This window comes from Streptomyces sp. NPDC039736 (assembly GCF_055596485.1).
The window spans coordinates 595,052-621,934 of sequence record NZ_JBVIUQ010000004.1 but is presented as its reverse complement, the minus strand read 5'-3'; the positions used below and the strand labels follow the sequence as shown (position 1 = coordinate 621,934).

General features: G+C 69.8%; 26 protein-coding genes, 1 tRNA gene, 1 pseudogene and 1 riboswitch. Of the genes and pseudogenes, 17 read left to right on the top strand and 11 right to left on the bottom strand.

Translation table 11 applies throughout. From position 1 onward, the window contains the following. Nucleotides 1–17: 17 nt before the first annotated feature. Nucleotides 18–770, top strand: a complete 753-nt coding sequence (locus ACZ56L_RS16170) for an MBL fold metallo-hydrolase (RefSeq protein ID WP_468687850.1) — start codon at nt 18–20, stop codon at nt 768–770. Between the two features lie 76 nt (nt 771–846). On the opposite strand, the gene ACZ56L_RS16165 is transcribed toward ACZ56L_RS16170, so the two are convergent. Beyond that, a complete protein-coding gene (locus ACZ56L_RS16165; protein WP_345222589.1) occupies nt 847–2,115 on the bottom strand; it encodes a PTS transporter subunit EIIC in 1,269 nt (422 codons plus the stop codon). A gap of 313 nt (nt 2,116–2,428) precedes the next feature. Then, complete coding sequence (locus tag ACZ56L_RS16160; RefSeq protein WP_345222592.1) at nt 2,429–3,724, bottom strand: PTS transporter subunit EIIC; 1,296 nt, start codon at nt 3,722–3,724, stop codon at nt 2,429–2,431. 196 nt (nt 3,725–3,920) lie between these two features. Between ACZ56L_RS16160 and ACZ56L_RS16155 the strand changes: the two are divergent. The 4 genes and pseudogenes from ACZ56L_RS16155 to rdgB form a co-directional block, all read left to right on the top strand. Beyond that, nucleotides 3,921–4,193, top strand: a pseudogene (locus tag ACZ56L_RS16155) (PTS sugar transporter subunit IIB); the annotation flags it as partial. 103 nt (nt 4,194–4,296) lie between these two features. Beyond that, entirely contained in the window at nt 4,297–5,043 is a 747-nt protein-coding gene (gene rph, locus ACZ56L_RS16150; RefSeq protein WP_468687848.1) for a ribonuclease PH, read from the top strand. Between the two features lie 74 nt (nt 5,044–5,117). Next, on the top strand, nt 5,118–5,504 hold the full coding sequence (locus ACZ56L_RS16145) for a hypothetical protein (RefSeq protein WP_345222596.1): 387 nt from the start codon (nt 5,118–5,120) through the stop codon (nt 5,502–5,504). 10 nt (nt 5,505–5,514) lie between these two features. Then, nucleotides 5,515–6,120 carry an RdgB/HAM1 family non-canonical purine NTP pyrophosphatase gene (rdgB, locus tag ACZ56L_RS16140; RefSeq protein ID WP_345222599.1) on the top strand — a complete coding sequence of 202 codons (606 nt, stop codon included), beginning with the start codon at nt 5,515–5,517 and terminating at the stop codon, nt 6,118–6,120. Between the two features lie 63 nt (nt 6,121–6,183). On the opposite strand, the gene ACZ56L_RS16135 is transcribed toward rdgB, so the two are convergent. The 3 genes from ACZ56L_RS16135 to bcp form a co-directional block, all read right to left on the bottom strand. Next, nucleotides 6,184–6,267: transfer RNA gene (locus ACZ56L_RS16135), tRNA-Leu, on the bottom strand. A 49-nt stretch (nt 6,268–6,316) separates the two neighbouring features. Beyond that, a complete protein-coding gene (proP, locus tag ACZ56L_RS16130; protein WP_471064583.1) occupies nt 6,317–7,813 on the bottom strand; it encodes a glycine betaine/L-proline transporter ProP in 1,497 nt (498 codons plus the stop codon). A gap of 135 nt (nt 7,814–7,948) precedes the next feature. Continuing rightward, nucleotides 7,949–8,416 (bottom strand): thioredoxin-dependent thiol peroxidase, encoded by a 468-nt coding sequence (bcp, locus tag ACZ56L_RS16125; protein ID WP_345222603.1) that lies wholly within the window; start codon nt 8,414–8,416, stop codon nt 7,949–7,951. Between the two features lie 129 nt (nt 8,417–8,545). Between bcp and ACZ56L_RS16120 the strand changes: the two genes are divergently transcribed. From ACZ56L_RS16120 to ACZ56L_RS16110, 3 genes are all read left to right on the top strand, one after another. Further along, nucleotides 8,546–8,866, top strand: coding sequence for a DUF3618 domain-containing protein (locus tag ACZ56L_RS16120; protein WP_345222605.1), 321 nt, complete (start codon nt 8,546–8,548; stop codon nt 8,864–8,866). Between the two features lie 85 nt (nt 8,867–8,951). Continuing rightward, nucleotides 8,952–9,248 carry a GroES family chaperonin gene (locus ACZ56L_RS16115; protein WP_345226434.1) on the top strand — a complete coding sequence of 99 codons (297 nt, stop codon included), beginning with the start codon at nt 8,952–8,954 and terminating at the stop codon, nt 9,246–9,248. A gap of 87 nt (nt 9,249–9,335) precedes the next feature. Continuing rightward, a riboswitch (guanidine-III (ykkC-III) riboswitch) is annotated at nt 9,336–9,420 on the top strand. Between the two features lie 39 nt (nt 9,421–9,459). Beyond that, nucleotides 9,460–9,780 carry a DMT family transporter gene (locus ACZ56L_RS16110; RefSeq protein ID WP_345222607.1) on the top strand — a complete coding sequence of 107 codons (321 nt, stop codon included), beginning with the start codon at nt 9,460–9,462 and terminating at the stop codon, nt 9,778–9,780. Between the two features lie 2 nt (nt 9,781–9,782). Here ACZ56L_RS16110 and ACZ56L_RS16105 read toward each other — a convergent pair whose 3' ends face one another. After that, nucleotides 9,783–12,221: a transglycosylase domain-containing protein gene (locus ACZ56L_RS16105; RefSeq protein WP_471064580.1), complete on the bottom strand. Its 2,439-nt coding sequence runs from the start codon at nt 12,219–12,221 to the stop codon at nt 9,783–9,785. Between the two features lie 241 nt (nt 12,222–12,462). Here ACZ56L_RS16105 and ACZ56L_RS16100 point away from each other — a divergent pair, with 241 nt between their 5' ends. The 4 genes from ACZ56L_RS16100 to ACZ56L_RS16085 are packed head-to-tail and all read left to right on the top strand — an operon-like array spanning nt 12,463 to nt 15,794. Further along, nucleotides 12,463–13,269, top strand: coding sequence for an ABC transporter permease (locus ACZ56L_RS16100; RefSeq protein ID WP_468687840.1), 807 nt, complete (start codon nt 12,463–12,465; stop codon nt 13,267–13,269). After that, nucleotides 13,262–14,113, top strand: coding sequence for an ABC transporter permease (locus ACZ56L_RS16095; RefSeq protein WP_345222615.1), 852 nt, complete (start codon nt 13,262–13,264; stop codon nt 14,111–14,113). The genes ACZ56L_RS16100 and ACZ56L_RS16095 overlap by 8 nt, the downstream gene beginning before the upstream one ends. A 17-nt stretch (nt 14,114–14,130) precedes the next feature. Further along, the gene (locus ACZ56L_RS16090; protein WP_468687837.1) at nt 14,131–15,111 is read left to right on the top strand and encodes an ABC transporter ATP-binding protein; all 981 of its coding nucleotides are present in this window, start codon (nt 14,131–14,133) and stop codon (nt 15,109–15,111) included. Between the two features lie 50 nt (nt 15,112–15,161). After that, nucleotides 15,162–15,794 (top strand): DUF1707 SHOCT-like domain-containing protein, encoded by a 633-nt coding sequence (locus ACZ56L_RS16085; protein ID WP_345226435.1) that lies wholly within the window; start codon nt 15,162–15,164, stop codon nt 15,792–15,794. A 596-nt stretch (nt 15,795–16,390) separates the two neighbouring features. Here the strand turns inward: ACZ56L_RS16085 and ACZ56L_RS16080 are convergent. Continuing rightward, entirely contained in the window at nt 16,391–17,698 is a 1,308-nt protein-coding gene (locus ACZ56L_RS16080; RefSeq protein ID WP_471064577.1) for an SGNH/GDSL hydrolase family protein, read from the bottom strand. Nucleotides 17,699–17,994: 296 nt separating this feature from the next. Here ACZ56L_RS16080 and ACZ56L_RS16075 point away from each other — a divergent pair, with 296 nt between their 5' ends. Continuing rightward, nucleotides 17,995–19,392: a DUF445 domain-containing protein gene (locus ACZ56L_RS16075; protein WP_471064575.1), complete on the top strand. Its 1,398-nt coding sequence runs from the start codon at nt 17,995–17,997 to the stop codon at nt 19,390–19,392. Nucleotides 19,393–19,446: 54 nt separating this feature from the next. On the opposite strand, the gene ACZ56L_RS16070 is transcribed toward ACZ56L_RS16075, so the two are convergent. Further along, the gene (locus ACZ56L_RS16070; RefSeq protein WP_471064702.1) at nt 19,447–19,758 is read right to left on the bottom strand and encodes a hypothetical protein; all 312 of its coding nucleotides are present in this window, start codon (nt 19,756–19,758) and stop codon (nt 19,447–19,449) included. 169 nt (nt 19,759–19,927) lie between these two features. Between ACZ56L_RS16070 and ACZ56L_RS16065 the strand changes: the two genes are divergently transcribed. Further along, complete coding sequence (locus ACZ56L_RS16065; RefSeq protein WP_471064573.1) at nt 19,928–20,125, top strand: hypothetical protein; 198 nt, start codon at nt 19,928–19,930, stop codon at nt 20,123–20,125. 31 nt (nt 20,126–20,156) lie between these two features. Here the strand turns inward: ACZ56L_RS16065 and ACZ56L_RS16060 are convergent, their stop codons facing one another. From ACZ56L_RS16060 to ACZ56L_RS16050, 3 genes are all read right to left on the bottom strand, one after another. Continuing rightward, on the bottom strand, nt 20,157–20,852 hold the full coding sequence (locus ACZ56L_RS16060) for an excalibur calcium-binding domain-containing protein (RefSeq protein ID WP_471064571.1): 696 nt from the start codon (nt 20,850–20,852) through the stop codon (nt 20,157–20,159). 391 nt (nt 20,853–21,243) lie between these two features. Then, nucleotides 21,244–22,122, bottom strand: coding sequence for an excalibur calcium-binding domain-containing protein (locus ACZ56L_RS16055; protein WP_471064569.1), 879 nt, complete (start codon nt 22,120–22,122; stop codon nt 21,244–21,246). 230 nt (nt 22,123–22,352) lie between these two features. Further along, the gene (locus tag ACZ56L_RS16050; protein ID WP_471064567.1) at nt 22,353–22,565 is read right to left on the bottom strand and encodes a hypothetical protein; all 213 of its coding nucleotides are present in this window, start codon (nt 22,563–22,565) and stop codon (nt 22,353–22,355) included. Nucleotides 22,566–22,937: 372 nt separating this feature from the next. Between ACZ56L_RS16050 and ACZ56L_RS16045 the strand changes: the two genes are divergently transcribed. From ACZ56L_RS16045 to ACZ56L_RS16035, 3 genes are read left to right on the top strand one after another with little or no spacing between them, the layout of a single operon-like run. Next, nucleotides 22,938–25,019 (top strand): helix-turn-helix transcriptional regulator, encoded by a 2,082-nt coding sequence (locus tag ACZ56L_RS16045; RefSeq protein ID WP_468687827.1) that lies wholly within the window; start codon nt 22,938–22,940, stop codon nt 25,017–25,019. Next, nucleotides 25,016–25,981, top strand: coding sequence for a hypothetical protein (locus ACZ56L_RS16040; RefSeq protein ID WP_468687825.1), 966 nt, complete (start codon nt 25,016–25,018; stop codon nt 25,979–25,981). Before ACZ56L_RS16045 ends, ACZ56L_RS16040 begins: the two co-directional genes overlap by 4 nt. Further along, entirely contained in the window at nt 25,978–26,877 is a 900-nt protein-coding gene (locus ACZ56L_RS16035) for a DUF6339 family protein (protein WP_471064565.1), read from the top strand. The genes ACZ56L_RS16040 and ACZ56L_RS16035 overlap by 4 nt, the downstream gene beginning before the upstream one ends. The last annotated feature ends 6 nt before the right edge of the window (nt 26,878–26,883 follow it).

Here is a 26,883-nt window from a genome sequence, read left to right as displayed (position 1 = left end):
CACGGAGGCCCCGCTCAATGAAGCTCACCGTCGTCGGCTGCTCGGGGTCGTTCCCCTCCACGGAATCGGCCTGTTCGAGCTACCTCGTCGAGGCCGACGGCTTCCGGCTGCTGCTCGACATGGGCAACGGCGCCCTCGGCGAGCTCCAGCGCCACATCGGTCTGTACGACCTGGACGCGGTCTTCCTCAGCCACCTCCACGCCGACCACTGCATCGACATGACGGCGTACTTCGTCACCCGGTACTACCGCCACGACGGCGGCATGGCCCCCGCCCTCCCGGTGTACGCCCCCGAAGGCGCCGAGGAACGCCTCACCACGGCGCACGGCGCGACCCCCACCCCCGACTCCATGAGCCGGGTCTTCGACTTCCGCACCCTCAAGTCCGGCAGCTTCGACATCGGCCCCTTCACCGTCCGCACGGAACAGGTGCGCCACCCCGTCGAGACGTACGGCATCCGGCTGGAGCACGGCGGCCGCACCCTCACGTACTCCGGCGACACCGGCCCCTGCGAGGCCCTGCACGAGCTGGCCGCCGGCGCCGACCTGCTGCTGTGCGAGGCGTCCTTCCTGGACGGCAAGGAGGACATCCCCGACCTGCACCTCAACGGCCGCGAGGCCGGCGAGCACGCCGCCCGCGCGGACGTCGGCCGGCTGGTCCTCACCCACATCCCGCCGTGGACCGACGAGGAGCAGAACCTCGCCGACGCCCGCGCCGCCTACCCCGGTCCCGCCGAGGTGGCCCGCCGGGGCGCGGTCTACGAGGTCTAGCGCCGGGAACGACACGAAGAAAGGGCCCCGGAACCGATCCCTCGGTTCCGGGGCCCTTCGTCAGGCGTGGTGCGGGCTACTTGGCCTCCGCCTTCTGCAGCTCCGCCAGCTCCTCGTCGGACTCGCGGCCCGGCGTCGGAATGTTGAACTTCGTGATCGCGAAGCGGAACAGGAAGTAGTAGACCACCGCGAAGCAGAGGCCGACCAGGACCAGCATCCAGGGCTTGGTCGCGATGCCCAGGTTGAGCAGGAAGTCGATCGCGCCGGCCGAGAAGCCGAAGCCGTCCTTCATGCCGAGCGCCCAGGTCAGGGCCATCGAAACACCGGTCAGCACCGCGTGGACCGCGTACAGCGCCGGGGCCAGGAACATGAAGGTGAACTCGATGGGCTCGGTCACACCGGTCACGAAGGCGGTCAGCGCCAGCGAGAACATCATGCCGCCGACGATCTTGCGGCGCTCGGGGCGGGCGCAGTGGACGATCGCCAGGCAGGCCGCCGGGAGGGCGAACATCATGATCGGGAAGAAGCCGGTCATGAACTGACCCGCGTTCGGGTCACCCGCCAGGAAGCGGGCGATGTCGCCGTGCTTGCCGTCGAACTCGCCGGCCTGGAACCACGGGAAGGAGTTCAGCAGGTGGTGCATGCCGACCGGGATCAGCGCACGGTTGGCGACACCGAAGATGCCCGCGCCGACCGCGCCGGAGCCGACCAGCCACTCGCCGAAGTTGTGCAGCGCCGAGCCGAGGACCGGCCAGATGTAGCCGAAGACGATACCGACGACCAGGCCCGCGAAGGACGAGAGGATCGGGACCAGCCGGCGGCCGCCGAAGAAGCCCGCCCAGTCGGGCAGCTTGGTCCGGTAGAACTTCTGGTACAGCAGGGCCACGATCAGGCCCATCACGACGCCGCCGAGCACACCGGCGTTGACCGGGGCCTCGTTCATGACGATCTTGCCTTCGACGACCGCGGCGACCTTCGGCAGGTTGCTGTCGGTGAAGGTGGCGAGCACCTTCTGGAAGACCAGGTAACCGGCGACGGCGGCCAGCGCGGTCGAGCCGTCCGACTTCTTCGCGAAGCCGATCGCGATGCCGACGGCGAACAGGATCGCCATGTTGCCGATGATCGCGTCGCCGCCCGCGGCCATGAAGGTCGCGATCTTGTTGACGAACGCCCCGAAGGACTCACGGCCGAGCATGTCGGGCTGGCCGAGGCGGATGAGCAGCGCGCCGGCGGGCAGCACCGCGACCGGCAGCATGAGGCTGCGGCCGATGCGCTGCATGACCGACATCACGCCCGCGCCCTTCTTCTTCTCGGCCGCGGGGGCGGCGGCGCTGGCCTTGGGCATCTGATCCTCCAGGGGGGCAAGGCGCCGCCAGGGGACAGGAAAGAAGAGGGGACGGCGGCGTCTCCGGGGGTACGCGGCCCGAGGACTTCGGGGTCGCGTGGTCTAAACCACTCAGTGGTTTAGACCAGTTGTAACACGATGAGGGCGAGATAAGGAACCGCCGATTCCGGGGAGCCCTCCATAGCGCAAGAAAGCAGACAAAAGCCCCCGGACCGCAAGGGTCCGAGGGCCTGGGGGAGGAGGGGAGGAAGCCCCTAACCCGTTGCCATGTGCAGTTACTTGGCCGGTGTCCGCGGCGGGTGCGCCGCCGTGGTCACTTCGTGTTCTCCTTCTCCAGTTCCTCCTCCAGCTCCTCGGGCTCGCGGCCCGGGGTCGGCAGGTTGAACCTGGTGATCGCGAACCGGAAGAGCACGTAGTACACGACCGCGAAGCACAGTCCGATCGGGATGATCAGCCAGGGGTTCGTCGCCAGCTTCCAGTTGAGCAGGTAGTCGATCAGCCCCGCCGAGAAGGTGAACCCGTCCTTCACTCCGAGCGCCCACGAGACCGCCATCGACACACCCGTCAGCACGGCGTGGATCGCGTACAGCACCGGGGCGATGAACAGGAACGAGTACTCCAGCGGCTCCGTGATGCCGGTGACGAACGACGTCAGGCCCACCGACAGCATCAGACCGCCGACGGCCTTGCGCCGGTGCGGCTTGGCGCAGTGCGCGATGGCCAGCGCCGCCGCCGGGAGGGCGAACATCATGATCGGGAAGAAGCCCGTGGTGAACTGGCCCGCCGTCGGGTCGCCCGCCAGGAACCGTCCGATGTCCCCGTGCGCCTCGGTGCCGTCCGGCTTCTCGTAGCTGCCGAACTGGAACCAGATCGGCACGTTCAGGAACTGGTGCAGGCCGATCACCAGCAGGGCGCGGTTGGTGACGCCGAAGATCCCCGCGCCGATCGAGCCGAGCCCGATCATCCAGTCGCTGAAGCTCTCCAGCGCGTTGCCCACCGGCGGCCACACCCACAGGCACACCACGGCGAACAGGACCGCGACGAACGACATGATGATCGGCACCAGCCGCCGCCCGTTGAAGAAGCCCAGCCAGTCGACGAGCTTCGTGCGGTGGTACTTCTGCCAGAAGTACGCGGCCAGCAGCCCCATGACGATGCCGCCGAACACCCCCGGATTCTGGTACGTGAAGGCGCTCACCGTGCCGTCCGCCGCCTGGCACCCGGTGGCCGCGGCCTTCGCGCCGTCCACGCAGTCCTTCGGGAACTGGCGCAGCACGTTGTAGTACACGAGGAAGCCCGCCACCGCGGCCAGCGCGGTCGAGCCGTCCGCCTTCTTGGCCATGCCGATCGCGACACCGATGCAGAACAGCAGGGGCAGCCCGATGTTGGCGTCCAGCAGGGCGCCGCCCGCTCCGGCCATCACCTTGGCGACGTTGGTCCACCCGAGCCCGTCGTCGCCGAAGACGTCCGGCTGGCCCAGCCGGAGCAGGATTCCCGCCGCGGGCAGGACCGCGATCGGCAACTGGAGGCTGCGGCCCATCTTCTGGAGCCCCTGGAAGAGGCCGTTCCACCACTTCGGCGACGATGCCGTCGTGCTCTGCACACTCATGGGCGTCCTCCCGGAACAAGCCGACCTGCACGGGTGTTGCACACTGGTGTAGACCAGTTGCGATACGGTCCCCGGAGTACGACCGACCACGCACCACCGGTGATCGTCATCTTTCGTCACCGCCCGCACGTGCGCCCGAGAAGTTGGGCCAACCGTGGGTTAACGTGACAAAGCGGCCAACGCTGGGCCGACGCAGCGTGACGCAGCGACCTGTGACCACTCAAGGAGAAACACCATGGCCACCAAGGCTGAGAAGATCGTCGCCGGGCTCGGCGGGCTCGACAACATCGAAGAGGTCGAGGGCTGCATCACGCGCCTGCGCACCGAGGTCGTCGACCCCGAGCTCGTCGACGAGGCCGCGCTGAAGGCCGCCGGCGCCCACGGCGTCGTCAAGATGGGCACCGCCATCCAGGTCGTCATCGGCACCGACGCCGACCCGATCGCCGGCGAGATCGAAGACATGATGTGAGCCGCTGAACTCCTCGCCGTGAGGGCCCGTTTCCAGCCACGGAAACGGGCCCTCACGCATGCGCGGAACAGCCCCCTCACCCGCACCCACTAGGCTCGGCCCCATGTCTCGAATCGACGGCCGCACCCCCGAACAGCTCCGCCCGGTCACCATCGAACGCGGATGGAGCAAGCACGCCGAGGGCTCCGTCCTCGTCTCCTTCGGCGACACCAAGGTCTTCTGCACCGCCTCCTTCACCGAGGGCGTCCCCCGCTGGCGCAAGGGCAGCGGCGAGGGCTGGGTCACCGGCGAGTACTCCATGCTGCCGCGCGCCACCAACACCCGCGGCGACCGCGAGTCCGTCCGGGGCAAGATCGGCGGCCGCACCCACGAGATCAGCCGCCTGATCGGCCGCTCCCTGCGCGCCGTCGTCGACTACAAGGCCCTCGGCGAGAACACCGTCGTCCTGGACTGCGACGTCCTGCAGGCCGACGGCGGCACCCGCACCGCCGCCATCACCGGCGCCTACGTCGCCCTCGCCGACGCCATCGCCTGGGGCAAGTCCAAGAAGCTCGTCAAGCACAACCGCCAGCCCCTCACCGGCACCGTCGCCGCCGTCTCCGTCGGCATCGTCGACGGCGTCCCCCTCCTCGACCTCTGCTACGAGGAGGACGTGCGCGCCGACACCGACATGAACGTCGTCTGCACCGGCGACGGCCGCTTCGTCGAGGTCCAGGGCACCGCCGAGGCCGAGCCCTTCGACCGCAAGGAGCTCAACGCCCTCCTCGACCTCGCCGCCGGCGGCTGCGCCGACCTCTCCGCGCTCCAGGCACGCGCGCTGGCAACCGTGGACACCCCCGACGCGTCCTGACAGGTACGGGCGTACGGCCTCAACCCCGTACGCCCGTCCAGCCGCCGCAGTCCCTCGGGGGAGGAACCGCTTCCATGCAGTCGTACGCACGCCGCACCGCCCTGGCCCTGGCCGCCACCACGCTCACCCTCGGCGCGCTCACCGGCTGCGAAGCCGTGAACAAGGTCCTGGACTGCGCCGGCACGGCCGCCACCATCGCCGCGAGCGTGGACCGCCTCCAGACGGCCGTCTCCAACGCCGCGAACGACCCGCTCGCCTCCCAGCAGGCCCTCAACGACATCGACCGCGAGCTGAAGTCCCTCGGCGACAGGACCGACAACGCGGACCTCGCCAAGGCGGTCAAGGACCTCGGCACCGGCGTCGACAACGTCCGCAAGGCCGTCGACGGCGGCGACCCGACCCCCGACCTCACCCCCGTCACCAGCGCCGCGGGCGAGATCGGCAAGATCTGCACCCCGTAACTTGGGACGCATGACGACCCGCCTCATCCTCGCCACCCGCAACGCGGGCAAGATCACCGAACTCCGCACGATCCTCGCGGACGCGCAGCTCGGGTACGACCTGGTCGGCACGGACGCCTACCCCGACATCCCCGACGTCAAGGAGACCGGCGTCACCTTCGCCGAGAACGCCCTCCTGAAGGCCCACGCCATGGCTCGCGCGACGGGCCTGCCCGCCGTCGCCGACGACTCGGGCCTCGCGGTCGACGTCCTGCACGGCGCCCCCGGCATCTTCTCCGCCCGCTGGTCCGGCACCCACGGCGACGACCGCGCCAACCTGGACCTCCTGCTGGCCCAGCTCGCGGACATCGGCCCCGGCCACCGCGCCGCCCACTTCGCCTGCGCGGCCGCCCTCGCCCTCCCCGACGGCACGGAACGCGTGGTCTCCGGCACGATGCCGGGCACCCTGCGCTACGCCCCGGCGGGCACGAACGGCTTTGGCTACGACCCGATCCTCCAGCCGGACGGCTACGACATCACCTGCGCCGAACTGACCCCCGCCGAGAAGAACGCCATCTCCCACCGCGGCAAGGCGTTCCGGGGACTGGTCCCGGTGCTGCGGGAGTTGTTGGGCTGAGCGGCTTGTCTGCTGGTACGCCGAAGGGCCGCCCGTACCCGACGAGCGGCCCTTCGTGCTGTGTGCGGCCGGGGGGACTCGAACCCCCACGGGTTTTACCCCACTGGGACCTAAACCCAGCGTGACTGCCAATTCCACCACGGCCGCCTGCGCGCCCCCATCGTAAGGTGCGCGCACCGCCGGGCGGTGCGGACCGTCAGAACTTCGGCTCGCGGGCCTGGGCCTCGACCAGTTCCGCCGCCTCCTCCTTGGTCCCGACCGAAGGGGGCGAGCCCTCCAGGGGCTGCTGGGCGGTCTCCTTCATGCAGGCCACCGCGATGATGCCGACCAGGGCCGCCGCCATCGAGTAGTAGGCCGGCATCAGGTTGTCGCCGGTCCAGGCGATCAGGCCGGTGACCACCAGCGGCGTCGTGCCGCCGAAGATCGAGGCGGAGAGGTTGTAGCCGACCGACAGGGAGCCGTACCGGACCGGGGTCGGGAAGAGGGCCGGGAGGGCGGCGGACATCGTGCCCAGGAGGCAGACCAGGGAGAGGCCCAGCATCAGCAGGCCCCCGACGACCGCCGGGATGCTGCCCTGGCCCAGCAGGAGGAAGGCCGGCAGGGAGAGGACGAAGAAGCCCACCATGCCGGTCATCAGGAGCGGCTTGCGGCCGAAGCGGTCGCTCAGCCTGCCGACCTGGCTGATGATCACCATGAGGAAGGCCATGACGGCCAGGAGGATCAGGAGGCCGTGGGTCTCCGAGTAGCCCAGCTCCTTGGAGAGGTAGGTGGGCATGTAGGAGAGCAGCATGTAGTCGGTGATGTTGTACGCGCCGACCAGGCAGATGCAGAGGATGAGGGTGGGCCAGTAGTCGCGGAAGATGCGGCCGAGGTCGCCCTTGGTGGACTTCTCGACGGCGTCGGCGGCCTCCGAGGCGCGGGCGTTCTCGGCTTCGAGCTTCTGGAAGGCCGGGGTCTCGTCCAGCCTCATCCGCAGGTAGAGCCCGATGAGGCCCATCGGCGCGGCGACGAGGAACGGGACGCGCCAGCCCCACTCGCGCATGACGTCGTTGCCCAGGAGCGCGGTCAGCGCCGTGACCAGGCCGGCCGCGCCGACGTAACCGGCGAGCGTGCCGAACTCCAGGAAGCTGCCGAAGAAGCCGCGGCGCTTGTCGGGCGCGTACTCGGCGATGAAGGTGGACGCGCCGCCGTACTCGCCGCCGGTCGAGAAGCCCTGGAGCATGCGGAAGAAGATCAGCAGGATCGGCGCCCAGACGCCGATGGAGTCCCAGGACGGGATGAGGCCGATGGCGAGCGTGCCGACCGACATCAGGATCATCGTGAGGGCGAGGACCTTCTTGCGGCCGATCTTGTCGCCCATCGGGCCGAAGAACATGCCGCCGAGCGGCCGCACCAGGAAGGCCACCGCGAAGGTCGCGAAGGAGGAGAGGAGCTGGGCCGTGTCGTTCCCGGACGGGAAGAAGACCTGACCGAGGGTGACCGCCAGGTAGGAGTAGATGCCGAAGTCGAACCACTCCATGGCATTGCCGAGGGAGGCGGCCTTCACGGCTCTCTTCACGGCCGCTTCGTCGGTGACGGTGATGTCGGAGCGGCGCAGCGGCGGGTTCCTGCGGCGGTTCAGGGCGCGGAAGAGGACGCGGTGACGCTTGACCGCCTCGGGGTCCTCGGCCCGGTGGGGGGCGGTGGGCGTCATGGTCGGGTCCTCCTGGGGCAGGTGATGCGGGTGGTCCAGGAGGTACGTCTGCGCGATTGCGCCGGGGGCAAACAAAAATCCCACCGCCCGGCGGTGGGATTTCCATCACGCGGTTCTTACACAGGGTGATAAGGGTCAGATCTTCAGGTCCTTCATGATCTTCGCGACATGGCCCGTGGCCTTGACGTTGTAGAAGGCGTGCTCGACCTTGCCGTCCTCGTCGACGACGACGGTGGAGCGGATGACGCCGGTCACCGTCTTGCCGTACAGCTTCTTCTCGCCGTACGCGCCGTACGCCTCCAGCACCGTCTTGTCCGGGTCGCCGACCAGGGTGACCTTCAGGGACTCCTTCTCGCGGAACTTCGCGAGCTTCTCCGGCTTGTCGGGGGAGACGCCGATGACGTCGTACCCGGCGGCGGCCAGCACGTCGAGGTTGTCGGTGAAGTCGCAGGCCTGCTTGGTGCAGCCGGGGGTCAGGGCGGCCGGGTAGAAGTAGACGACGACCTTGCGGCCCCGGTGGGAGGCGAGGGAGACGTCCTTGCCGTCGGCGTCGGGCAGGGTGAAGTCGGGGGCGGTGTCGCCGGGCGCGAGGCGCTCGCTCATGAGGACTCCCGGGAGGGGGTAGGGGGCGGGTGACTGCTTGAGCGTAATGGGGGTGCCGATGGGTGCGAGCGCCCGGGAGCTGACAGACTGTCGTGACGGATTACCGGACCGGACCACGGAGGCGGCGCAGTGTCGGAAGCCAGGACCCCTGCGCAGATCGAGGCGGACATCGTCCGCAGGCGCGACCAGCTCGCTGTGACGCTGGACGAGATCGGTGTACGGCTGCACCCCAGGACCATCGTGGGGGACGCCAAGGCGAAGGCGAGGTCGGCTGTCGACGAGACCGCCGGGCGGGCGTTCGTGGCCGTGAACCGCAAGGTCACGGAGGTGCGGTCGCAGTTCGTGGACGCCGACGGCGCGCCCCGCGTCGACCGGCTGGTGCCGGTGGCGGTGGTCGCGGTGGCGGTCGTGGGGCTGCTGCTGGTGTCCTCGCGCCGTCGTAAGGGCTGACCCGCTCTCGGCCGGCGCCGGTCCGCAGAGGTAGGTTCGTGGCGTGAGCGAGAAGAACCAGCACGACGACAAACTGCCCATCCGGATGCTGCACGACCGTGTGCTGGTCTCCTCGGACACCCCCGAGGGCGAGCGCCGTTCGGGCGGCGGCATCCTGATTCCGGCCACGGCGGCCGTCGGCAAGCGCCTGGCGTGGGCCGAGGTGGTCGCCGTCGGGCAGAACGTGCGGAGTGTGGTGCCCGGCGACCGGGTGCTGTACGACCCGGAGGACCGGGCCGAGGTCGAGGTGCGCGGCACGGCGTACGTGCTGATGCGCGAGCGCGACCTGCACGCGGTGGCGTCGGAGCGGGTCTCCGAGGACGCGACGGGGCTGTACCTGTAGAGCCGTACCGCTGGAGCCGTACTTCCGGAGCCGTACCTCCAGAACCGTGCGCCGAGGGCCTGGTGACCGTTGTCACCAGGCCCTTTCGCATGCCCTTTGCTACCGTGGAGGGACCCCGACGAGACGCGCCGTACCGGGACGGGCCCTGGGCTCATCGCAAAGACGACGCACCCGTGAGTTGTTCCGCGTTCTCGTTCTCGGAGGTGCTGTCATGGCATGGGTCCTGTTGGTCGTCGCCGGTCTGCTCGAAGTCGCCTGGTCGATCGGGATGAAGTTCACCGACGGGTTCACCCGGCTGTGGCCGAGCGTGTTCACCGGCGCCGGGATCGTCGTCAGCATGCTGCTGCTCTCGCAGGCCGCCAAGACGCTGCCCATCGGCACGGCGTACGGCGTGTGGGTCGGGATCGGTGCGGCCGGTGCGGCGGTGGTCGGGATGATCGTGCTGAACGAGCCCGTCACCGCCGCCCGGATCTTCTTCGTCTGTCTGCTGCTGGTGGCCGTGGTCGGCCTGAAGGCGACCTCGGGGCACTGACGTCAGCGCGGCGGCGCGTTCCCGTCGGCCGCCGGGCGGCGGCCCTGTTCGCCGCCGCCGATCAGGCCGCCGACCGGGTCGGGGATGCCGCCGTCGCCGCCCCCGTTGTCGCCGCCGCCCTGGTCGCCGCCTCCGTCGGCGGCGGCGCCGCCGACGTTGCCGCCGGTCGGACCGCCGCCGGTGTCGTTGCCTCCGTCGGCGGCCGCACCGCCGTTGTCGCCGCCGCCCTGGTCGCCGCCGGTGGCCGCCGCGCCGCCGGTCCGGCCGCCCTGCTGGCCGCCGTCCGCCGCCGCGCCGCCGTTGTCGGTGCCGGGCCGCTGTCCGCCCGTGTCCTCGCTCGGCGGGGGCGCGACGGGCGGTGCGACCGGCGGCGGGACGACCGGGGCCTCGGAGCCCGCCTCGACCTCCAGGTCGAACTCCTTGGCCTCCTTGTCCTCGAGAGCGGCGGCCGTGTACTGCGCCCAGGTCTCGGCGGGCGCGCCGCCGCCGTTGATCCGGTCCTGGCCGAGCGCTCCGTACAGCGGCTTCTGGACGGCCGTGTCGGGGTCGGCCCCCATGACCGCCACGACGGTCGCCAGGTCCGGGGTGTAGCCCGCGAACCAGGCGGCCTTGTCCTCCTCGGCGGTGCCGGTCTTGCCCGCCGCCGGGCGTCCCGCGGCCTTCGCCGCGGCGCCCGTGCCGCCGTCGACGACGCTCCGCAGGATCGAGGTGGTGGTGTCGGCGGCGGTCCGCGAGACGACCTGCTTGGTCTCCTGCTGGGGCAGGGGCAGGTCCTCGCCGTTCTTGGAGATCTTTTCGACGAGTGAGTACGTGCCGCGCTTGCCGTGGTTGGCCAGGGTGGCGTACGCCTCGGTCATGTCGAGCACGCTCGCGGTGGCGACGCCGAGCGCGATGGAGGGGTACGCGTTCAGCTCGGGCGTCTCCTCCGGCAGGCCCAGCGCGACCGCGGTCTCCTTGACCTTCGTGGGGCCGACGTCCACGGCCAGCTGCGCGTACACGGCGTTCACGGACTTGTCGGTGGCGGTGCGCACGGAGATGTTCCCGTACGACACGTCGTCCTCGTTCTCGGGCGCGAAGGGGATGGCGCTGCCGACCACGGGCCGCCTGTTGGTGCCGTCGTACACGGTGTTGGGGGTGATGGGCGTCCCGGCCTGGGTGGTGGAGCCGTTCTCGACGGCCGCGGTGAAGACGAAGGGCTTGAAGGTGGAGCCGACCTGGAAGTCGCGCCGGGTGGCGTTGGAGACGTACTGCTTGGTGTAGTCGATGCCGCCGTACAGGGCGACGACCTTGCCGGTGACCGGGTCGATGGAGGCGCCGCCGACGCGCACGTTGCGGTCGGCCCTGCGCTTCGCGGCGTCGGCCTTCTTCATGACGTTGTCCTCGACCGCCTGCACGAAGGCGTCCTGGCGGGGCTTGTCCAGGGTGGTGGTGATGCGGTAGCCGCCGGAGTTGAGGGTCTCGTCGTCGATGACCTTGTGGGCGGTCAGGTAGTCCTCGACGGCCTGCACGATGTAGCCGCGCTGCCCGGAGAGCCCGGCGGCGGGCCTGGCCTGCTGGGGCTGCGGGAACGTGATCTTCGTCCGGGCGGCCTGCTTGAGCCAGCCCTCCTTGACCATGCCGTCCAGGACGTAGTTCCAGCGGCCGAGCGCCTTGCCCCGGTTCTCGGGGTGGGTGGCGACGTCGTAGGCGTTGGGGGCGTTGAGCAGGGAGGCCAGGTAGGCGCCCTCGGGGGCGCCGAGCTGCTCGATGTCCTTGCCGTAGTAGGCCTGGGCGGCGGCCTGGATGCCGTAGGCGTTGCGGCCGAAGTAGCTGGTGTTGAGGTAGCCCTCCAGGATGTAGTCCTTGGACTTCTCCCGGTTGAGCTTGATCGCGATGAAGAACTCCTTCACCTTGCGGGTGACGGTCTGTTCCTGGGCCAGGTAGTAGTTCTTCACGTACTGCTGGGTGATGGTGGAGCCGGACTGCTTGCCCTTGCCGGTGGCGGTGTTCCAGGCGGCGCGGATCATGGCCTGCGGGTCGACGGCGGGCTCGCCGTAGAAGCCGCGGTCCTCGGCGGCCAGGACGGCGTGCTGGATCGCCTTGGGGACCTGGGAGAGCTGGACGTTCTCCCGGTTGACCTCGCCGTCGCGGGCCAGCGGGGTGCCGTCGGCGTACAGGTAGACGTTGGACTGGGCGGTCGCGGTGTCGTTGGCCGCGGGGATCTTGACCATGGTGTAGCCGGCGACGAACGCGCCGCAGAGCAGCACCGCGACGAGCAGGAACGCGGCGAGCAGCATCCGCCAGGTGGGGAGGAGGCGCCGCCAGCCGGTGCGCCGGGGGCGCTTCTTCTTGCCCGGGGCGTCCTCGGGAGCGTCGGGGCCCGGCCCCCGATCCGGGTCCGGGTCCGGGACGGAGGGGTCCCGGGGGGCCCAGCCCGGCTGCTGCTGCGGCTCGTCGCTCATGCCTGTGGAGACTCCTCGGACGCGGCCAGAGGTTCACACTCCGGCATAACGGTGTCGTGTCGGGCGATTCGCATGTTCTCCCATGAAACACCGTGTTCCACCGCGAATCCCACTCGTCCTCACGGGGGGCGAGTAATCGCTCGCGGGCGGTGACCCCGTTGGGCTAGGGTCGTGCGCTTCGGTGCCGGGCGGCCTGCGGTGAGCCAAGTGGCACAACGAGCGAGGGGGTGGGGAGGTGCGGGTGCGCTCGCGGCTGTACGCACTGGTGGCCGCCGGCGGGTTCCGCCGGTACGCCACCTACCGCGCGGCGACCTGGGCGGGGGTCTTCACCAACACCGTCTTCGGCTTCATCCTCGCGTACACGTACACGGCCCTGTGGACCCAGCGTCCGCACCTGGGCGGCTACGAGCTCCCCCAGGCCCTCGCGTACGTGTGGATCGGCCAAGCCCTGCTGGCCGCGGCCTCGTTGATGGGCGGCGGCTTCGAGAACGACCTGATGGAACGCATCCGCACCGGCGAGATCGTCACCGACCTCTACCGGCCCGCCGACCTCCAACTCTGGTGGCTGGCAGCCGACTTGGGCCGCAGCGCCTTCCAGCTCCTGGGACGCGGCGTGGTGCCGATGGCGGTCGGCTCGCTCGCCTTCGAGGTGGCCGTGCCGTCGCCGTGGTGGCGCTGGCCCGCCTTCCTGGTCTCCGTCTTCCTGGGGTTCGTGGTGAGTTTCGCGCTGCGCTACCTGGTGGCGCTGAGCGCGTTCTGGCTGCTGGACGGGGCCGGGGTCAGCCAGCTCTCGTGGCTGGCGGGGATGTTCTTCTCCGGGATGCTGCTGCCGCTCAACCTCTTCCCCGGAACGCTGGGCGAGGTGGCGCGGGCGCTGCCGTGGTCCGCGCTGCTCCAGGTCCCGGCGGACGTGTACCTGGGGATGCGCTCCGGATGGGACCTGCTGGTCGCGTACGCCTTCCAGGCGGGCTGGGCGGTCGCGCTGTTGACGGTGGGGCGGCTGCTGCAGGCGGCGGCGACCCGGCGGGTGGTGGTGCAGGGTGGCTGAGGAACGGCTGGTGCCCGCGCGCGGGCGGGCGGCGCTCGCGCGCGACGGGTTCCGTGCGTACGGGCTCATCGCGATGATGTGGATCCGCTCCACGATGGCCTACCGGACCTCCTTCGCGCTGACGACCGTCGCGCACTTCGCGGGGACCGGACTCGACTTCGTGGCCGTGCTGCTGATGTTCGGGCACGTGGAGCGGCTCGGCGGCTTCTCCCTGGGCGAGGTGGCCTTCCTGTACGGGGTGGCGGGGGCGGCCCTGGGGATCGGCGACCTGGCGATGGGCACCATGGGCCGGGTGGGCCAGCGGGTCCGCGACGGCACGCTGGACACGCTGCTGGTACGGCCGGCGCCGGTGCTGGCGCAGCTCGCGGCGGACCACTTCGCGCTGCGCAGGATCGGCCGGATCACCCAGGGGCTGGCCGTGCTGGCGTACGCGATCACACAGTTGGACGAGGTGGAGTGGACGCCGCTGAAGGCGTTGCTGGTACCGGTGATGATGCTGAGCGGCGGGGCGATCTTCGCGGCGCTGTTCACGATGGGCGGCGCGTTCCAGTTCCTGGCGCAGGACGCGGCGGAGGTGCAGTCCGCGTTCACCTTCGGGGGCAACACGCTGCTCCAGTACCCGCCGACGGTCTTCGCGAAGGACCTGGTGCGCGGGGTGACCTTCCTGCTGCCGCTGGCGTTCGTGAACTGGATTCCGGTGATGTACGTGCTGGGGCGGCCGTATCCGCTGGAGGTGCCCGGGTGGTTCGCCTTCCTGTCGCCGGTGGTGGCGGTGGGGTTCTGGGTGGCGGCGGGGCTGTTGTGGCGGCTGGGCCTGCGGTCGTACCGCAGTACGGGGAGCTGACTTCGGGTGGAGGCGGGATGGATCTCATCGAACTGGACAACGTCGAGAAGGTCTTCGACGTACGCCGCAAGAAGGGCTTGCTGCGCAGGGAGAAACGGCAGGTCAGGGCGGTCGACGGGATCAGCTTCACGATTCCGCGCGGTGAGGTGGTCGGTTATATCGGCCCCAACGGGGCGGGCAAGTCCACCACCATCAAGATGCTCACCGGCATCCTCACCCCCAGCGGCGGCCGGCTGCGGGTCGCGGGCATCGACCCGGCGCGGGAGCGCACCCGGCTCGCCTCCCGGATCGGGGTGGTCTTCGGACAGCGCACGACGCTGTGGTGGGACCTGCCGCTGAAGGACTCCTACCGGCTGATGCACCGCATGTACCGCATCCCGGACGCCCGGTTCGCGGCGAACCTGGCGCGGTGCGTGGAGCTGCTGGACCTCGCCGAGCTGCTCGACGTTCCGGTACGGCAGCTCTCGCTCGGGCAGCGGATGCGGGGCGACATCGCGGCGGCGCTGCTGCACGACCCCGAGGTGCTGTACCTGGACGAGCCGACGATCGGACTCGATGTCGTCTCCAAGTCCAAGGTCCGCCAGTTCCTGCGGGACCTGAACGCGGAGCTGGGCACGACGGTGCTGCTGACCACCCACGACCTGACCGACATCGAGCAGCTCTGCAAGCGGGTGATGGTCATCGACCACGGGCGGCTGATGTACGACGGGGCGCTCGCCGGGCTGCACGAGGTGGGGGAGAGCGAGCGGACGCTGGTGGTGGACCTGGAGCGGGAACTCCCGCCCCTGGTCACGCGGTTGGCGCGGGTGGTGAAGGTGGAGGGCCCGCGGCAGTGGCTCGCCTTCCCGGCGTCCGTTTCGGCGGCCCCGCTGGTGGCCGAACTGGCCGCCGCGTACCCCTTGTTGGACCTGTCGGTGCGCGAGCCGGACATCGAGGCGGTGATCGCGAAGATGTACGCGGGCGGGGCGGACGGGGCGCGGGGAGCACGGCTAACCTGACCGGTATGACGAGTGCTGGGGACCACCACCTGCCCGAACTGCGTTCCGAACTGCGGGCTTCCGACGCCGACCGCGAGCGGGTGGCCGAGGTGCTGCGCGAGGCCGTCGCCGAGGGGCGGCTCGACATGGAGGAGTTCGACGAGCGTCTCGGCGCGGCGTACACGTCCCGTACGCAGGGGGAGTTGCAGGTGCTCGTACGGGACCTGCCGGCCGCCGCCGGGACGGCGCCGATGGTGCTTCCCGGGGAGCGGGGGGACGCCTCCCCGGCGTCCTGGGCCTCGCGGATCGGGGTTCCGGCGACCTCGAAGGGGGCGTTCGCCTTCTGGGGCGGCTTCAAGCGGTGGGGGCAGTGGAGCGTGCCGCGGGTCTTCACCTCCTTCGCGATGTGGGGCGGCGGGGAGATCGACCTGCGCGAGGCGCGGTTCGCGGAGCGCGAGGTGACGATCCGGTGCGTCACGATCATGGGCGGCATCGTGGTGAAGGTCCCCAACGACCTGCACGTGGAGGTGCGGGGCGTCGGCATCATGGGCGGCTTCGACGACAAGGCCACGGGCGAGGGCACACCGGGCTCCCCGCGCGTGACGGTGACGGGCTTCGCCCTGATGGGCGGCGTGGGCGTCGAACGCAAGCTCCGCCGCGCGGAGAAGGAGAGGCTGCGGGGGGAGCGCCGCAAGGAACTCTAACGGGGGTTCGCTGCCGCGGAGGCCGGGAGGGCTGCCGACGACACCCCCCTCCCGGCCTCGGGCTCCCCACCCCGTCCCTCCTGGGCCAACGCAGCCGCCCTCGCCCCGTCCCCTTGGCCCCCTTGGCCTCCTTGGGCGACGGGGCCGCCCCATGGGGGCGAGGGGGGCACCCCCTGCTCAAGCGAAGCCGAGAGCTTGGGGGAGGGCGGGCAAGGGCGTGGCCCCTCCCGCTCCCGGCCCACCGGGTGCCGCCCCCGCCCCAGCGCCTGTGCCGGGTACGCTCCTCCGCCAAGGCCCGGACCCCTGCCCCGATACCGGACGCGTCAGCCCCGCCCGGCTCGGACAGAGCGGCCCCGGACCCTTCCCCAAGCTCTCGACTCCGTTCGAGCAGGGGAGACCCCGTCCTTTCCCTGAAGCGCTCGCCGCACGGCCGCCTCCGGTTCCCGTGCAGGAGCGTCGTGGCTGGGCGCAGTTCCCCGCGCCCCCGGCGGGGCGCATCGCCGGACAGGAGCCGTGCAGGCGCGTCGTGGCTCAGCGCGCAGTTCTCCGCGCCCCTGAACAGGGCTCCGCCCCCGGGCGGGCCCCGGGCCGGGAGGTCAGGAACGTAGCGGCGAAGTCTCCGGGCGGCCCGCCCGCAGGGTCCGCCAGTCCAGCGTCAGCCCCATCCGCCGATACCCCGCATCGCTCGGATGCAGATGGTCCCCCGAGTCGTACACCGCCGCCATCCGCACCCCCTCGACCCCCTCCCCCCGCACCGCCCGGTCGAAGTCGACCACCGCGTCGAAGACCCGCCCCGCGCGGATCTCCGCGTTCACCGCGCCCCGCACCGCCTCCCGCTCCCAGGTCCACGCCGGATGCCCGCCGAAGGGCAGCAGCGTTCCGCCGATCACCCGCTGCCCCCGCGCGTGCCCCTGCCGCACCAGCTCCCGCAGCCCGGCCACGATCCGTCCCGCGTCCCGCTCGTGCGGCGGCGCGATGATGTCGTTGATCCCCAGCAGCACCACCACCGCCTTCACCCCCGGCCGGCCCGCCGCGTCCGCCTCGAAGCGGGTCAGGCCCCGCGGGCCCCGGCCGTCCGTCAGGAGCCGGTTGCCGCTGATGCCCTGGTTGAGGACGCCGTAACGCGGCGCCCCCGGCTCCGCCCGCAGCCGGTCCGCGAAGACGTCCGGCCAGCGGCGGTTCGCGTCCACCGTCGACGTCATGCCGTCGGTGATCGAGTCGCCGAACATCACCACCGCCCCTTCGGCGTCCGCGTTCAGCACGTCCACGCCGGTCAGGTAGCGCCAGTTGTTCGTCCGCGTCCGGTACCCGGCGCCGGACACGTCCTCGGTGTGGTCGCCCAGCGCGCTGTACCCGGTCTGCTGGGCGTGCGGGTGGTACGTCACCGAGCCGCTCGGCTGCGGCGAGTAGGTCGTCACCAGCAGGTCCCCGTCGTACGGCACCCGGAGCGCCGTCCGGTCGCCGACCACGCTCCCGCCCGCCGGGACGGTCACGGACGGTTTCCCCCCGAAGGTGACCTGCCGCATGGTCCCCGGCGCGGCCGCCGGAGCGCCCTGCTGGGCGGCCACGGCCACCGAGGCGTGCGATATGAGGAGCGGCCGGTCCCCGAAGCGGTTCGAGAGGGTGATGCGGGCACTGGTGCCCCCGATGCTGGTGTGCACCACGTTGCGTACGGAATGACCGGCCAGCCCTCCCGCGGTCCGCGGCTCGGGGCCCACCGGGGAGGCCGCCCACGTCCCGATCCACCGCTCGGAGCCGGCGGGCCGCGACCCGGCCCCGCCGTGCTGCCCGGCGCGCGCGGAGCCGTCGCCGACGAGACCGGTGAGGGCGAAGATGCCGCAGGAGATGAGCACGACCACTGCCGCCAGAGCGGCCAGCAGGGTGCAACCGTGGCGCCGGGTCATGCTGGTGGGCACTCCTCGTATCGCTGTCCGTACGTTCGTGATCTCCGCACGGTTCGTGCGGTTCGTGCGGGATCGTCCGAGCACCATGATGCGGTACGCCGACGAGGACCGGGAGGTCGGGAACTCGGCGCGCGTTCCGGGAGTAGGACAGGTAAGGACGGTACGGGGGAGTCTTCGGGTACGGAGGTCTCCCTCCGCCCCGCGGGGCCGCGCCCCGCGCGTACGCGGGCCGGGACACGGGAACCGGAAGCAGGACGGCAACGGGCCGGGACGGCGAAGGGCGACGGACGAAGCGCATGGACGAACGCAACGACAACGGGCGGACGGAGCCCGCACGGGCACCGGGGAGCGGCGCTTCCCGGACCGACGGGCCTGCCCACGCCACCCCGCCCGCCGCTCCGCCCCCCACTCCCCGCCAGCCCTTCGCGTTCAGCGAGGCGGACGCGGAGAAGCAGCGGGGCGTACGCCGCATGAAGGCGACGGCGACGGGTCTGCTGCTCTTCGTCGCCCTGGTCTACGTCCTGGCCAAATGGGCGCAGCACAGCGGGCTCGGCGGCTGGGCGGGCTACGTCGCGGCGGCGGCGGAGGCGGGGATGGTGGGCGCGATGGCGGACTGGTTCGCCGTCACGGCGCTCTTCAAGCACCCGCTCGGCCTCCCCATCCCGCACACCGCGATCATCCCCACCAAGAAGGACCAGTTGGGGGTGTCCCTCGCGGACTTCGTCGGCGAGAACTTCCTCTCCGAGGACGTCATCCGCGCCCGCCTCGCCCCCCTCGACCTGGGCGGCCGGCTGGGTGCCTGGCTGGCCGATCCGGCGCACGCCGACCGGGTCACCGAGGAACTCGCCACGGCGCTGCGCGGAGCCCTCACCGTCCTGCGCGACTCCGACGTGCAGGCGGTCGTGGGCGAGGCCATCACCCGCCGCGCGGAATCGGCCGAGATCGCCCCGGGCCTGGGCAAGGCCCTGGGCAAGGCCCTGGACAAGGTCGTCGCCGACGGCGCCCACCACCGCGCCGTGGACCTGATCTGCACCCGCGCCCACGACTGGCTCGTCGAGCACGGCGACTCGGTCATGGACGCGGTCCAGGGCGGCGCCCCCGGCTGGACCCCACGCTTCGTGGACCGCAAGATCGGCGACCGCGTCTACCGCGAGCTGCTGCGTTTCGTCACCGAGATCCGCGACATGCCCACCCACCCGGCCCGCGGCGCCATCGACCGCTTCCTCGCCGACTTCGCCACGGACCTGCAGTCGGACTCCGAGACCCGCGCCCGCACCGAACGCCTGAAGTCCGACATCCTCAACCGCCCCGAAGTCCAGGACGTGATCGCGTCCGCCTGGTCCGCCGTCCGCGCGATGATCATCGCCGCCGCCGACGACGACCGCTCGGAACTGCGCCTGCGCGTGCGCGCCTCCCTCATCTCGCTGGGCACCCGCCTGGCCACGGACGACCGCCTGCAACGCAAACTCGAAGGCTGGGTCGAAGGCGCGGCGGTCTACGTCATCACCACCTACCGCTCCGAGATCACGTCCCTCATCACCGACACCGTCGCGGGCTGGGACGCGACCCACACCTCCCGCAAGATCGAGGCGCACATCGGCCGCGACCTGCAGTTCATCCGCATCAATGGAACGGTGGTCGGCGCGCTGGTGGGGCTGGTGATCTACACGGTCTCCAAGGCATTCGGAGCCTGACCCCGCCGCCGGCGAGGCCGGGCCGGGCGCCCCTCGCTCACAACCGGGCGTCCCTTACTCACAGCACCGACGGCCCCGGGTCGCGGCCCACGAAGCGACGGCGACCCCGCCCGCCACCGCGAACACGGAGGGCCACGCCCCGACCTTCTTCGCCAGCGGATGCGACCCGGCGAACCCGGCGACGTACAGCCCGGTCAGCCCGGCCGCGACCTTCCCCCCGGCCTCCTGCTGCCACTGCCGCGCGGCCACGGCCCCCGCCGCCGCCAGGGCCACACCCCCGAGCGGCCGCTTCTTCGTCCACCGGGCCACCCCGTACCCACCGACGAGCCCGGCGGCGGCGACGAGGGATGCGGGCACCTTGACCATGACTTCTGCCTCCAGCTGTGACACGAACGTGTGTACTGCGAGGCTAACGGGACCCCCGGCCGGGCCGCCCGCACCCCCGTCCCACGACCGCATCACCGGCGTCCGGGAGCACCGCGCACACCCGCGGGGCTCGGCACGGGACGCGCCCCGGCCGGTGCAGGATCGGCGCATGCAGAACACCGCGAAGTCCCGCGCCCGCTTCCGCAGGCCGCTCGCCTTCGGAACCGGCCTGGCCGCCTCGCTCGCCGCCTTCGCGTTCGCGCCCGGACTCCCCGGGGTGATCGACGCGGGAGCGCTGGTGGTGTCCGCGGGGGCGGGGGCGCTGACGGCATGGGTCTGCGGGCGGCGGTTCGGTCCGCACCGCTGAGCCGTACCCGCCGCCGTGCGACGCCGTGCTCCTACCGCTCGCAGGCGACCCCGTCGCCGTCGCGGTCGAGGTGGGCGCCGAAGCCCGGCTGGCCCGTGCGGATCGGGGCGGCGCCGGCGGCGCGTACGGCGGCGCAGTTCTTGTAGGTGAAGCCGGTGCCGGTGCCGCCGGAGGCCTTCTTGGGCGTACCGGCCGCGCCGGACCCGTCCGTCGTCCGGGCGGGCTTCCTGAGGGGCTTCTTGGTGGGCTTCTGGGCGGGCTTCTTCGCGGAGGAGGGCGCGGGGGTGTTCATGGTGACGCGTACGACGGCCGTGCCCTCGACGGGCTTGGCGCCGACGGGCTTGCCCTTGAACTCCTTGACCTTCACCTCGTACATGAAGTCGTCCTCGCCCACATAGGCGGCGGACGGCGTGTACGTGACGCGGGTGCCGTCGACGACGGCGGACCCGTGCCGGGGCTTGCTGTGCAGGGTGAGCTCGTACCCGGACTCGTCCACAGCGCCGAGGAAGGGCGCGGCGGGCGTGCCGGCCGGGGAGAGGGTGTCGTTCTTGAGCACGTCGACGACGACCTTCTTGCCGCCCTCGGTGTCGTCGGCGTCGTCGACGAGCTGCATCCAGGGCGGCCCGGCCTTCGCCGCCTGCGCGACGACACCGTCACTGGTGCCCGCGGTGGGCTTCGCGGCGCCCGCGTCCTTCTCGCAGGCGACCAGGGCTGAGGCCATGCCCATGACAGCTCCACCGACGACCACGGACCGCCGAAGGGCGGCACCTCTCACCCACTGCATGTGCCCCCCAGGGCATTCGATCCGGAACGCGGTATTCGTCCGGAGGTTCGAAAGCGAATCAAGAGGCTGATGATGACAGTGTGACGGGGGCGCGGGCAGGGCCGGGGCGGCTCAATGACCGAAAGTCGCCGCTCGAAACCCCCAAAAAGGACACCCGCCCCCTTCGCTCTCCCCTCCCGACCGCGCTCCCGCAACCCCGGCGGCACGATTTCTCGCCACTGGGGCCGCGAGGCCGATGGGCCACCGGGACGTGCGAGACCTTCAGGGCCTGCATACGGCCCACGCGGGCCACGAAACCTACGTGGCCCGCGTCGGGCCGACCCCGCCGGTACTACTACTCGCAGCCGACCCCGTCCCCGTCGCGGTCGAGGTGACGCCCGTACCCGGGGTCGCCGCGCCGGATGGGCGCGGCACCGGCGGCCCGCACGGCGGAGCAGTTCTTGTACGAGACACTCCCGCCGCCCCCGGACCCACTGCCGCCGGAAGCCGACCCGCCGCCGGAAGCGGACCCGCCCCCGGACCCACTCCCGCCACCGGATCCGGTCCTCCCCTCATTGGCCTCGCAGCCGACCCCGTCCCCGTCCCGGTCGAGGTGCGGCCCGTACCCGGCCTGCCCCTCCCGGATCGGCGCGGCCCCGGCCGCCCGTACGGCGGAACAGTTCTTGTAGGACGCCTTCACTGGCGGCTTCTTGGGCTTGGCGGGAGTCTTGACCGGTGCGGGCTTGGCCGCGGCCACCTGCAACCGCACGACCGCCGTCCCGCTCACGTCCTCGGCGCCGCCCGCACCGTCGACGGTGACCTTGTACGTGAACTCGTCCTCGCCGCCGAACCCCGCCTGCGGCGTGTACGTGAAGCTGTTCCCGCCGGCCCCGACCACGGCGGTCCCGACCTTGGGCGCGACCTCCACCGCCAGCGTGAACTTCCCCTTCCCCACGGCTTCCTTGAAGGCCTCGGCGGCACCGCCCGCCGCCTTGAAGGTGTCGTTCACCAGCACATCCACGACCACCGGCCGGACACTCTTCACGCTTGCGGTGTCGTCCACGGCCCCGACCACCCCGGCCGCGGCCGCGGTCTCGCTGGGCGACGGCGTCGCCGTCACGCTCCCCGTCGCCGTCGGCGTGGACACACCCCCCACCGGCTTCGCGCCGACCGCACTGCCACCCCCGCACCCGGCCAGGGCCACCGCCGCCACGACGGCGACGGCACCCCCCACCGCTCCACGCTGCCGCACCCCACCTGCACGTATCCCGAACAACATGAGCCCCCCAAGGCACCAGAAACAACCGAGACGCCGATGATGACAGTGGTGTGGAGGCCAGGTGCCCACACTGTGAACACTTGGCTTGAAGCAGCCGTTTGGCTCGCGCAAGGCCTCTTGTCCGGCACCTCGCCGGCCTTGCTCGGCCTCACCTCATGCCTCTTGTCCCGATTCACGCCCAAGCCTCATCTGCAGGGCTTCTCGTGGCCCTCCTTGTGGAGCGCTGCGACGGACCCGCCGGAGCGGTGGAACGACGCGTCGAAGCGCCTGCCGTCGCTTTCGATACTCAGGACCGTGCCGCCCGGGGCGTGGACCAAGGAAATGTTTGAGTGGCTCTCGACCGGGACGGTGACGCTGTACTCGACGAGCTCTGTCGGCTCCTCCGACTTTGCGAGCATGCAAATAGGCCTTTCTAGTAAATATACTACTTAATGTAGTTTTCTAGGCGAAAAGTAAGTATGTCCATATTTTCTCTCCTAGAACTCCTGTCTACAAGATCTCAGTTCGCGTCCACCTTCTGGTCGCTGTGTGGTGCCCGGGAGGTATCTTGGTGAAGTTTCTTGGGGCGAGACCGTACGCCTGTACGGGCGTTGTGGGTAGCGAGAAACCCCTTCAAGGCACTGATGCGAGTCGGTTTGATTGACTCTGCGGGTCGGTAAATGCATTTATGTCTGCTTTGCGTGCCACTTAAAGCGTGAATTTTTGATTCTTTGCGACCGGTGAAATTTGATCTGTATGATTTGTAACCGCATCGGCGAGAGGAGTGGCACGTGCCGCAGGACTTTGCGGACTGGTTGACTGGGATGCTGCGTCAGAGGCGGATGTCGCAGAAGGATCTGGCGCTCCGCCTGGGAGTTACTCCTGCGGCCGTGAGTGCCTGGGTGAAGGGGCGAGCCGTACCGCGGTACGAGAAGATCGAGGCGGTGGCGGAAGCGCTCGGAGTCGCCGTCGAGGACGCGGTCAGTCGTCGTACGCCTGAGAGTGCACCGTCGGATCTCGGGTGGACCTTTCAACCCGCCCCGGTCGACGGCAGTAGGACCGGTGGAAACGCGGCCGCGTACGCGTTCGCTGCCAACCTGGAGGTTCTCGCCCGCGAAGCCACGCAGAACAGCCTCGACGAACGGTACGACGGGGACGCCCCGGTCACCTCCCGTTTCGTTCTTCACGAACTCACTGGCAGGCACCTCGAAGACTTCCTGACCGCTCTCCGTTGGGGGACGATCGAGCCGCACCTGCGAAGTGCTGCCGATCGGCGACAGAAAGCGGGACGCGTACTCCTCGACGGCCTGGCCGAGTTGGAGCGGACAGGGCGACTGGTACTCCTCAGGATCGACGACTACAACGCTCACGGCCTCACGGGGCCGGAGTACGGGGACGGTCGATTCGCCCGCGTGATGCGTAGGACTCTGGACAGTGGCAAGGCAGGTGCGCAGGGCGGTTCGTACGGCCTCGGCAAGGCCGCCCTGTGGGCAGCGAGTCGTTTCGGGCTGGTGCTGGTGAACAGCACCTTGTCCAAGGAACAGGACGGTCGCCACGAGCGTCGCATGGCCGGTAGGCTCGAACTTCCTTGGCACAGCCTTGGCGACGTCGAATTCGCCGGACCTGCGTGGTTCGGAGTTCCGGATCCGGAGCGCGACGGTGTTGCACGTTCCTGGTGGGCCGACAACACGACAGCCGAGAGCCTCCACCTCGAGCGGGTGGATTCGTCGCCCGGCACCTCGTTCCTGGTGGTTGGTGCCTATGACGGTTCCGGGGACACAGAGGATCTTGAGGAGTTGTACGAACAGCTGACCACGGGGGTCGCCGGCAATTTCTGGGCCTCAATGGTGGGCGGCGAGCGGAACGGGCCCTTGCTACGAGCTTCGGTGGCAGCCTGGCGCAATGGGGAGATGGTCAAACCCGAGCGTCTTATCGATCCGCACTCCTATGAGCCGGCACGCTCGCGCGCGGTGAAGGCCTTCCTTGATGGACGCACCACTTCCACGCTCACCTCGCGCGAAGACGTGTTGCAGGAGACCGTGACGCTGAAGCTGCCGGCGCGCAAGGCGCGGGAACTCGCAGCCGGCCCACGGGCCGAGTCGCACGAGGCGGTTCTTCTGATCACCCCGACCCGTGACGACGATCCGAGGCCCGACCAAATCTCCTACATGCGAGCCACTCGCATGGTGGTCAGGAACAAGAAGGTCAGTGACCTTCCCTTGGGGCATCGACGGTTTCAGGCGGTCCTATTGACCGGTGTTGCCACAGGCCGCGAGTCCGCAGATGCGGTGGAGGCCGAGGAATTCTTGCGGACGGCCGAGCCCCCGGACCATAACGACTGGACGAGCACCGAAGACCTCACCGCCACTTATGTGCGCGGAGCCCGTCAGAGCATCCTCAACTTCAAGCGGGCTGCCGAACAGGCCGTACGCGACCGGCTGAAGGGGCAGCAGGAGGAGAGCGATGCCGACGAGGGACCGCAGGTGTTGCGGGACCTTCTGACGCTGGACTCTCCGGCGAAGAACAGGACCCAGGGATTCCCCGTGGTGCACGCCGTCCAGGGGGAAGTGCTGACCAACGGTGCTTGGAGCGTCCGGGTGGTCGTCAAGCTTCCCGTCAGGGAAGAGCCCTGGGTGATCGCTCCCGTCGCCCGGTTCGTCGTGCGATCCGGTTCCAACATCCCTGTCGAGTGGGCGGGAACCCTGGTTCCCGAACGGGCCTGCGAGTTGACGAAGAAGGGAAATCTGGTCATCCGGGATGGTGCCACGAGGGCAATCTTCAGAGGTGTCACGGACGTGTCCAGCCATCCGGTGGCGGCGGGCATGTCGTGTATCGAGGTGGACGTGCCCAGGGCCAAGGAGACAGTCGAGTGAAAACGGCATTTCCGTATCCGATTCTGGTCGGAGACGTCAAGCTTGTCGCGGACAAGGTGTGGGTGGACAATCATCCCTTCGCTTTCGAACTCGTCTCCGACGAGGAAAAGATGATTGCTCTGCACTCCGTGAAGCGGGACTGGGAAGAGATTCGGGTGAAAATCTCGGTCGAGGTGGACCCGGAAGAGCTGGCGGCGGGACCGTGGAAGAATCCGCACTGCATTGCGATCGTGCGTAATCGAAAGACCAATGTACGGTTGTCTTTTCCGCTCGACCTAAATTCTCCTGGTTGCTGGAGCGGAGAGGTCGAGCTGCGTCGGGGCGAGCATGTGGGCAGTTGCAGCATCGACGCCTGGGTCGTGGCGGAGGTGTCGGGTCTTGAGGGACGCTTCATTGGGCGAGCCGATTCGGCGTGGAGCGCCGACCTCGAAGCGAAGGAGCCCGTGCGGCAGAAGAGTATCAAAACACTCTGGCGTGACTTTGTGACTCATTCTGCTCTTGTGGAATTCCGCGACGATCCCTGGATGTTGGATGCCGAGGCCGGAGAGCCGGTTCTTTACCTCAATTCCTCGCTCGAGGGATTCAGGGCGGTCATGGACAGTCCGTCGAGTGCTGAGCAGAAACTCGTGCGGGACGTCCTGGCGAACCAGATCGCTTCCGAGGTCTGGTCGGCAATGTTCGGAACAGCCCTGTACGCAAGTGCGGTTGAGGCAGGCGAACCACGGTGGCCGGGGGGCTGGCAGGAGGACGTTCTGCGTCGCATGTTGCCCGATTTTTTCCCCGACGTCGCACCGGACGAGGCGCTGGTCGAGCTGGTCGGCCGCCGGCAGCGCGGCGAAAGTGGATCGGATCTGCACGCGCGACTGATGCACGCGGCGAGTCTGCGGTCCAGGAAACAAAGGGCGGTGACGGACGCCGTGCGCACTTTGGGGCGAATGGCCGAGAAGGACAAGGAATCATGAGCAGAGCGGAAAGAGTGGATTTTGCGCCCCGTTTGGGACGCCTGCCTGACGCCGTCGCCGCGCGAGCGATCACCCCCCGTGTTCTCCAGGGGTACGAGACGCTCGTTCCCTCTGCTTTCCGGGAGAAGGTGGAGGAACCCGTTGATGTGAGCGGGCGCTGGGAAGCCCGGCCCGTTCGGGACTTGCTGGACGAAGCCATGCGCAGATTCGCCGTGACACCGACCGCGAGCGATGCCTGGCTGGCCCCCCGACTCCACTACACCCTCCGGCTGACACGTGCCGAAGCTTCGGACACGACGGTGTGGAATTATCTCGGGCTGTGTCTGGCACCGGATTTTGTCCGGTGGCGGTGGGGGCGAGGGGAAGAGAGAAAGGCAGTGGGACAGGCCGCTCGATTCGCGGGACGCTGGGATCTCCAGTGTTTCGCAAGACTTTGGTGGGCCGCAGAGCTTTTCCGCGACGGAAAGAATTACGCTCCGGTCGAGTTGGCTTGTGAGAACCAGGATATTTTGAATACGGTCCTGCGGCAGCAGATGATTCAACATCGGCCTGTGGCACAGGCCCTTTTGAGATTGACGAAACGTGGATCGGTCCGCACCGGGCGGGACGTCAACGCCGCAGCGTCCGCAGCCAACGCAGCAGCAGCCACGGTGGTGTACGAAGTCATTGCACCCGACGAACTGCCGGACGCCGAGCTGTACCAGGAATGGGTTCTCAGCGCGGGCGAAGGATCGGGTGTGCAGTTCGAAACCTTGCCGGAAGGTCCGAACGACGGAAGTGTTTCCCACCAGTCGGCAGAGACTCTGACCGATTGGTTCGAGAGGCTTTTCGCCGATGCTCCTGTGCGTGGCAAGTCCTCCGAGCAGGAGGAGAATTGGGCGGGGACAGGCACGTAATTTCGG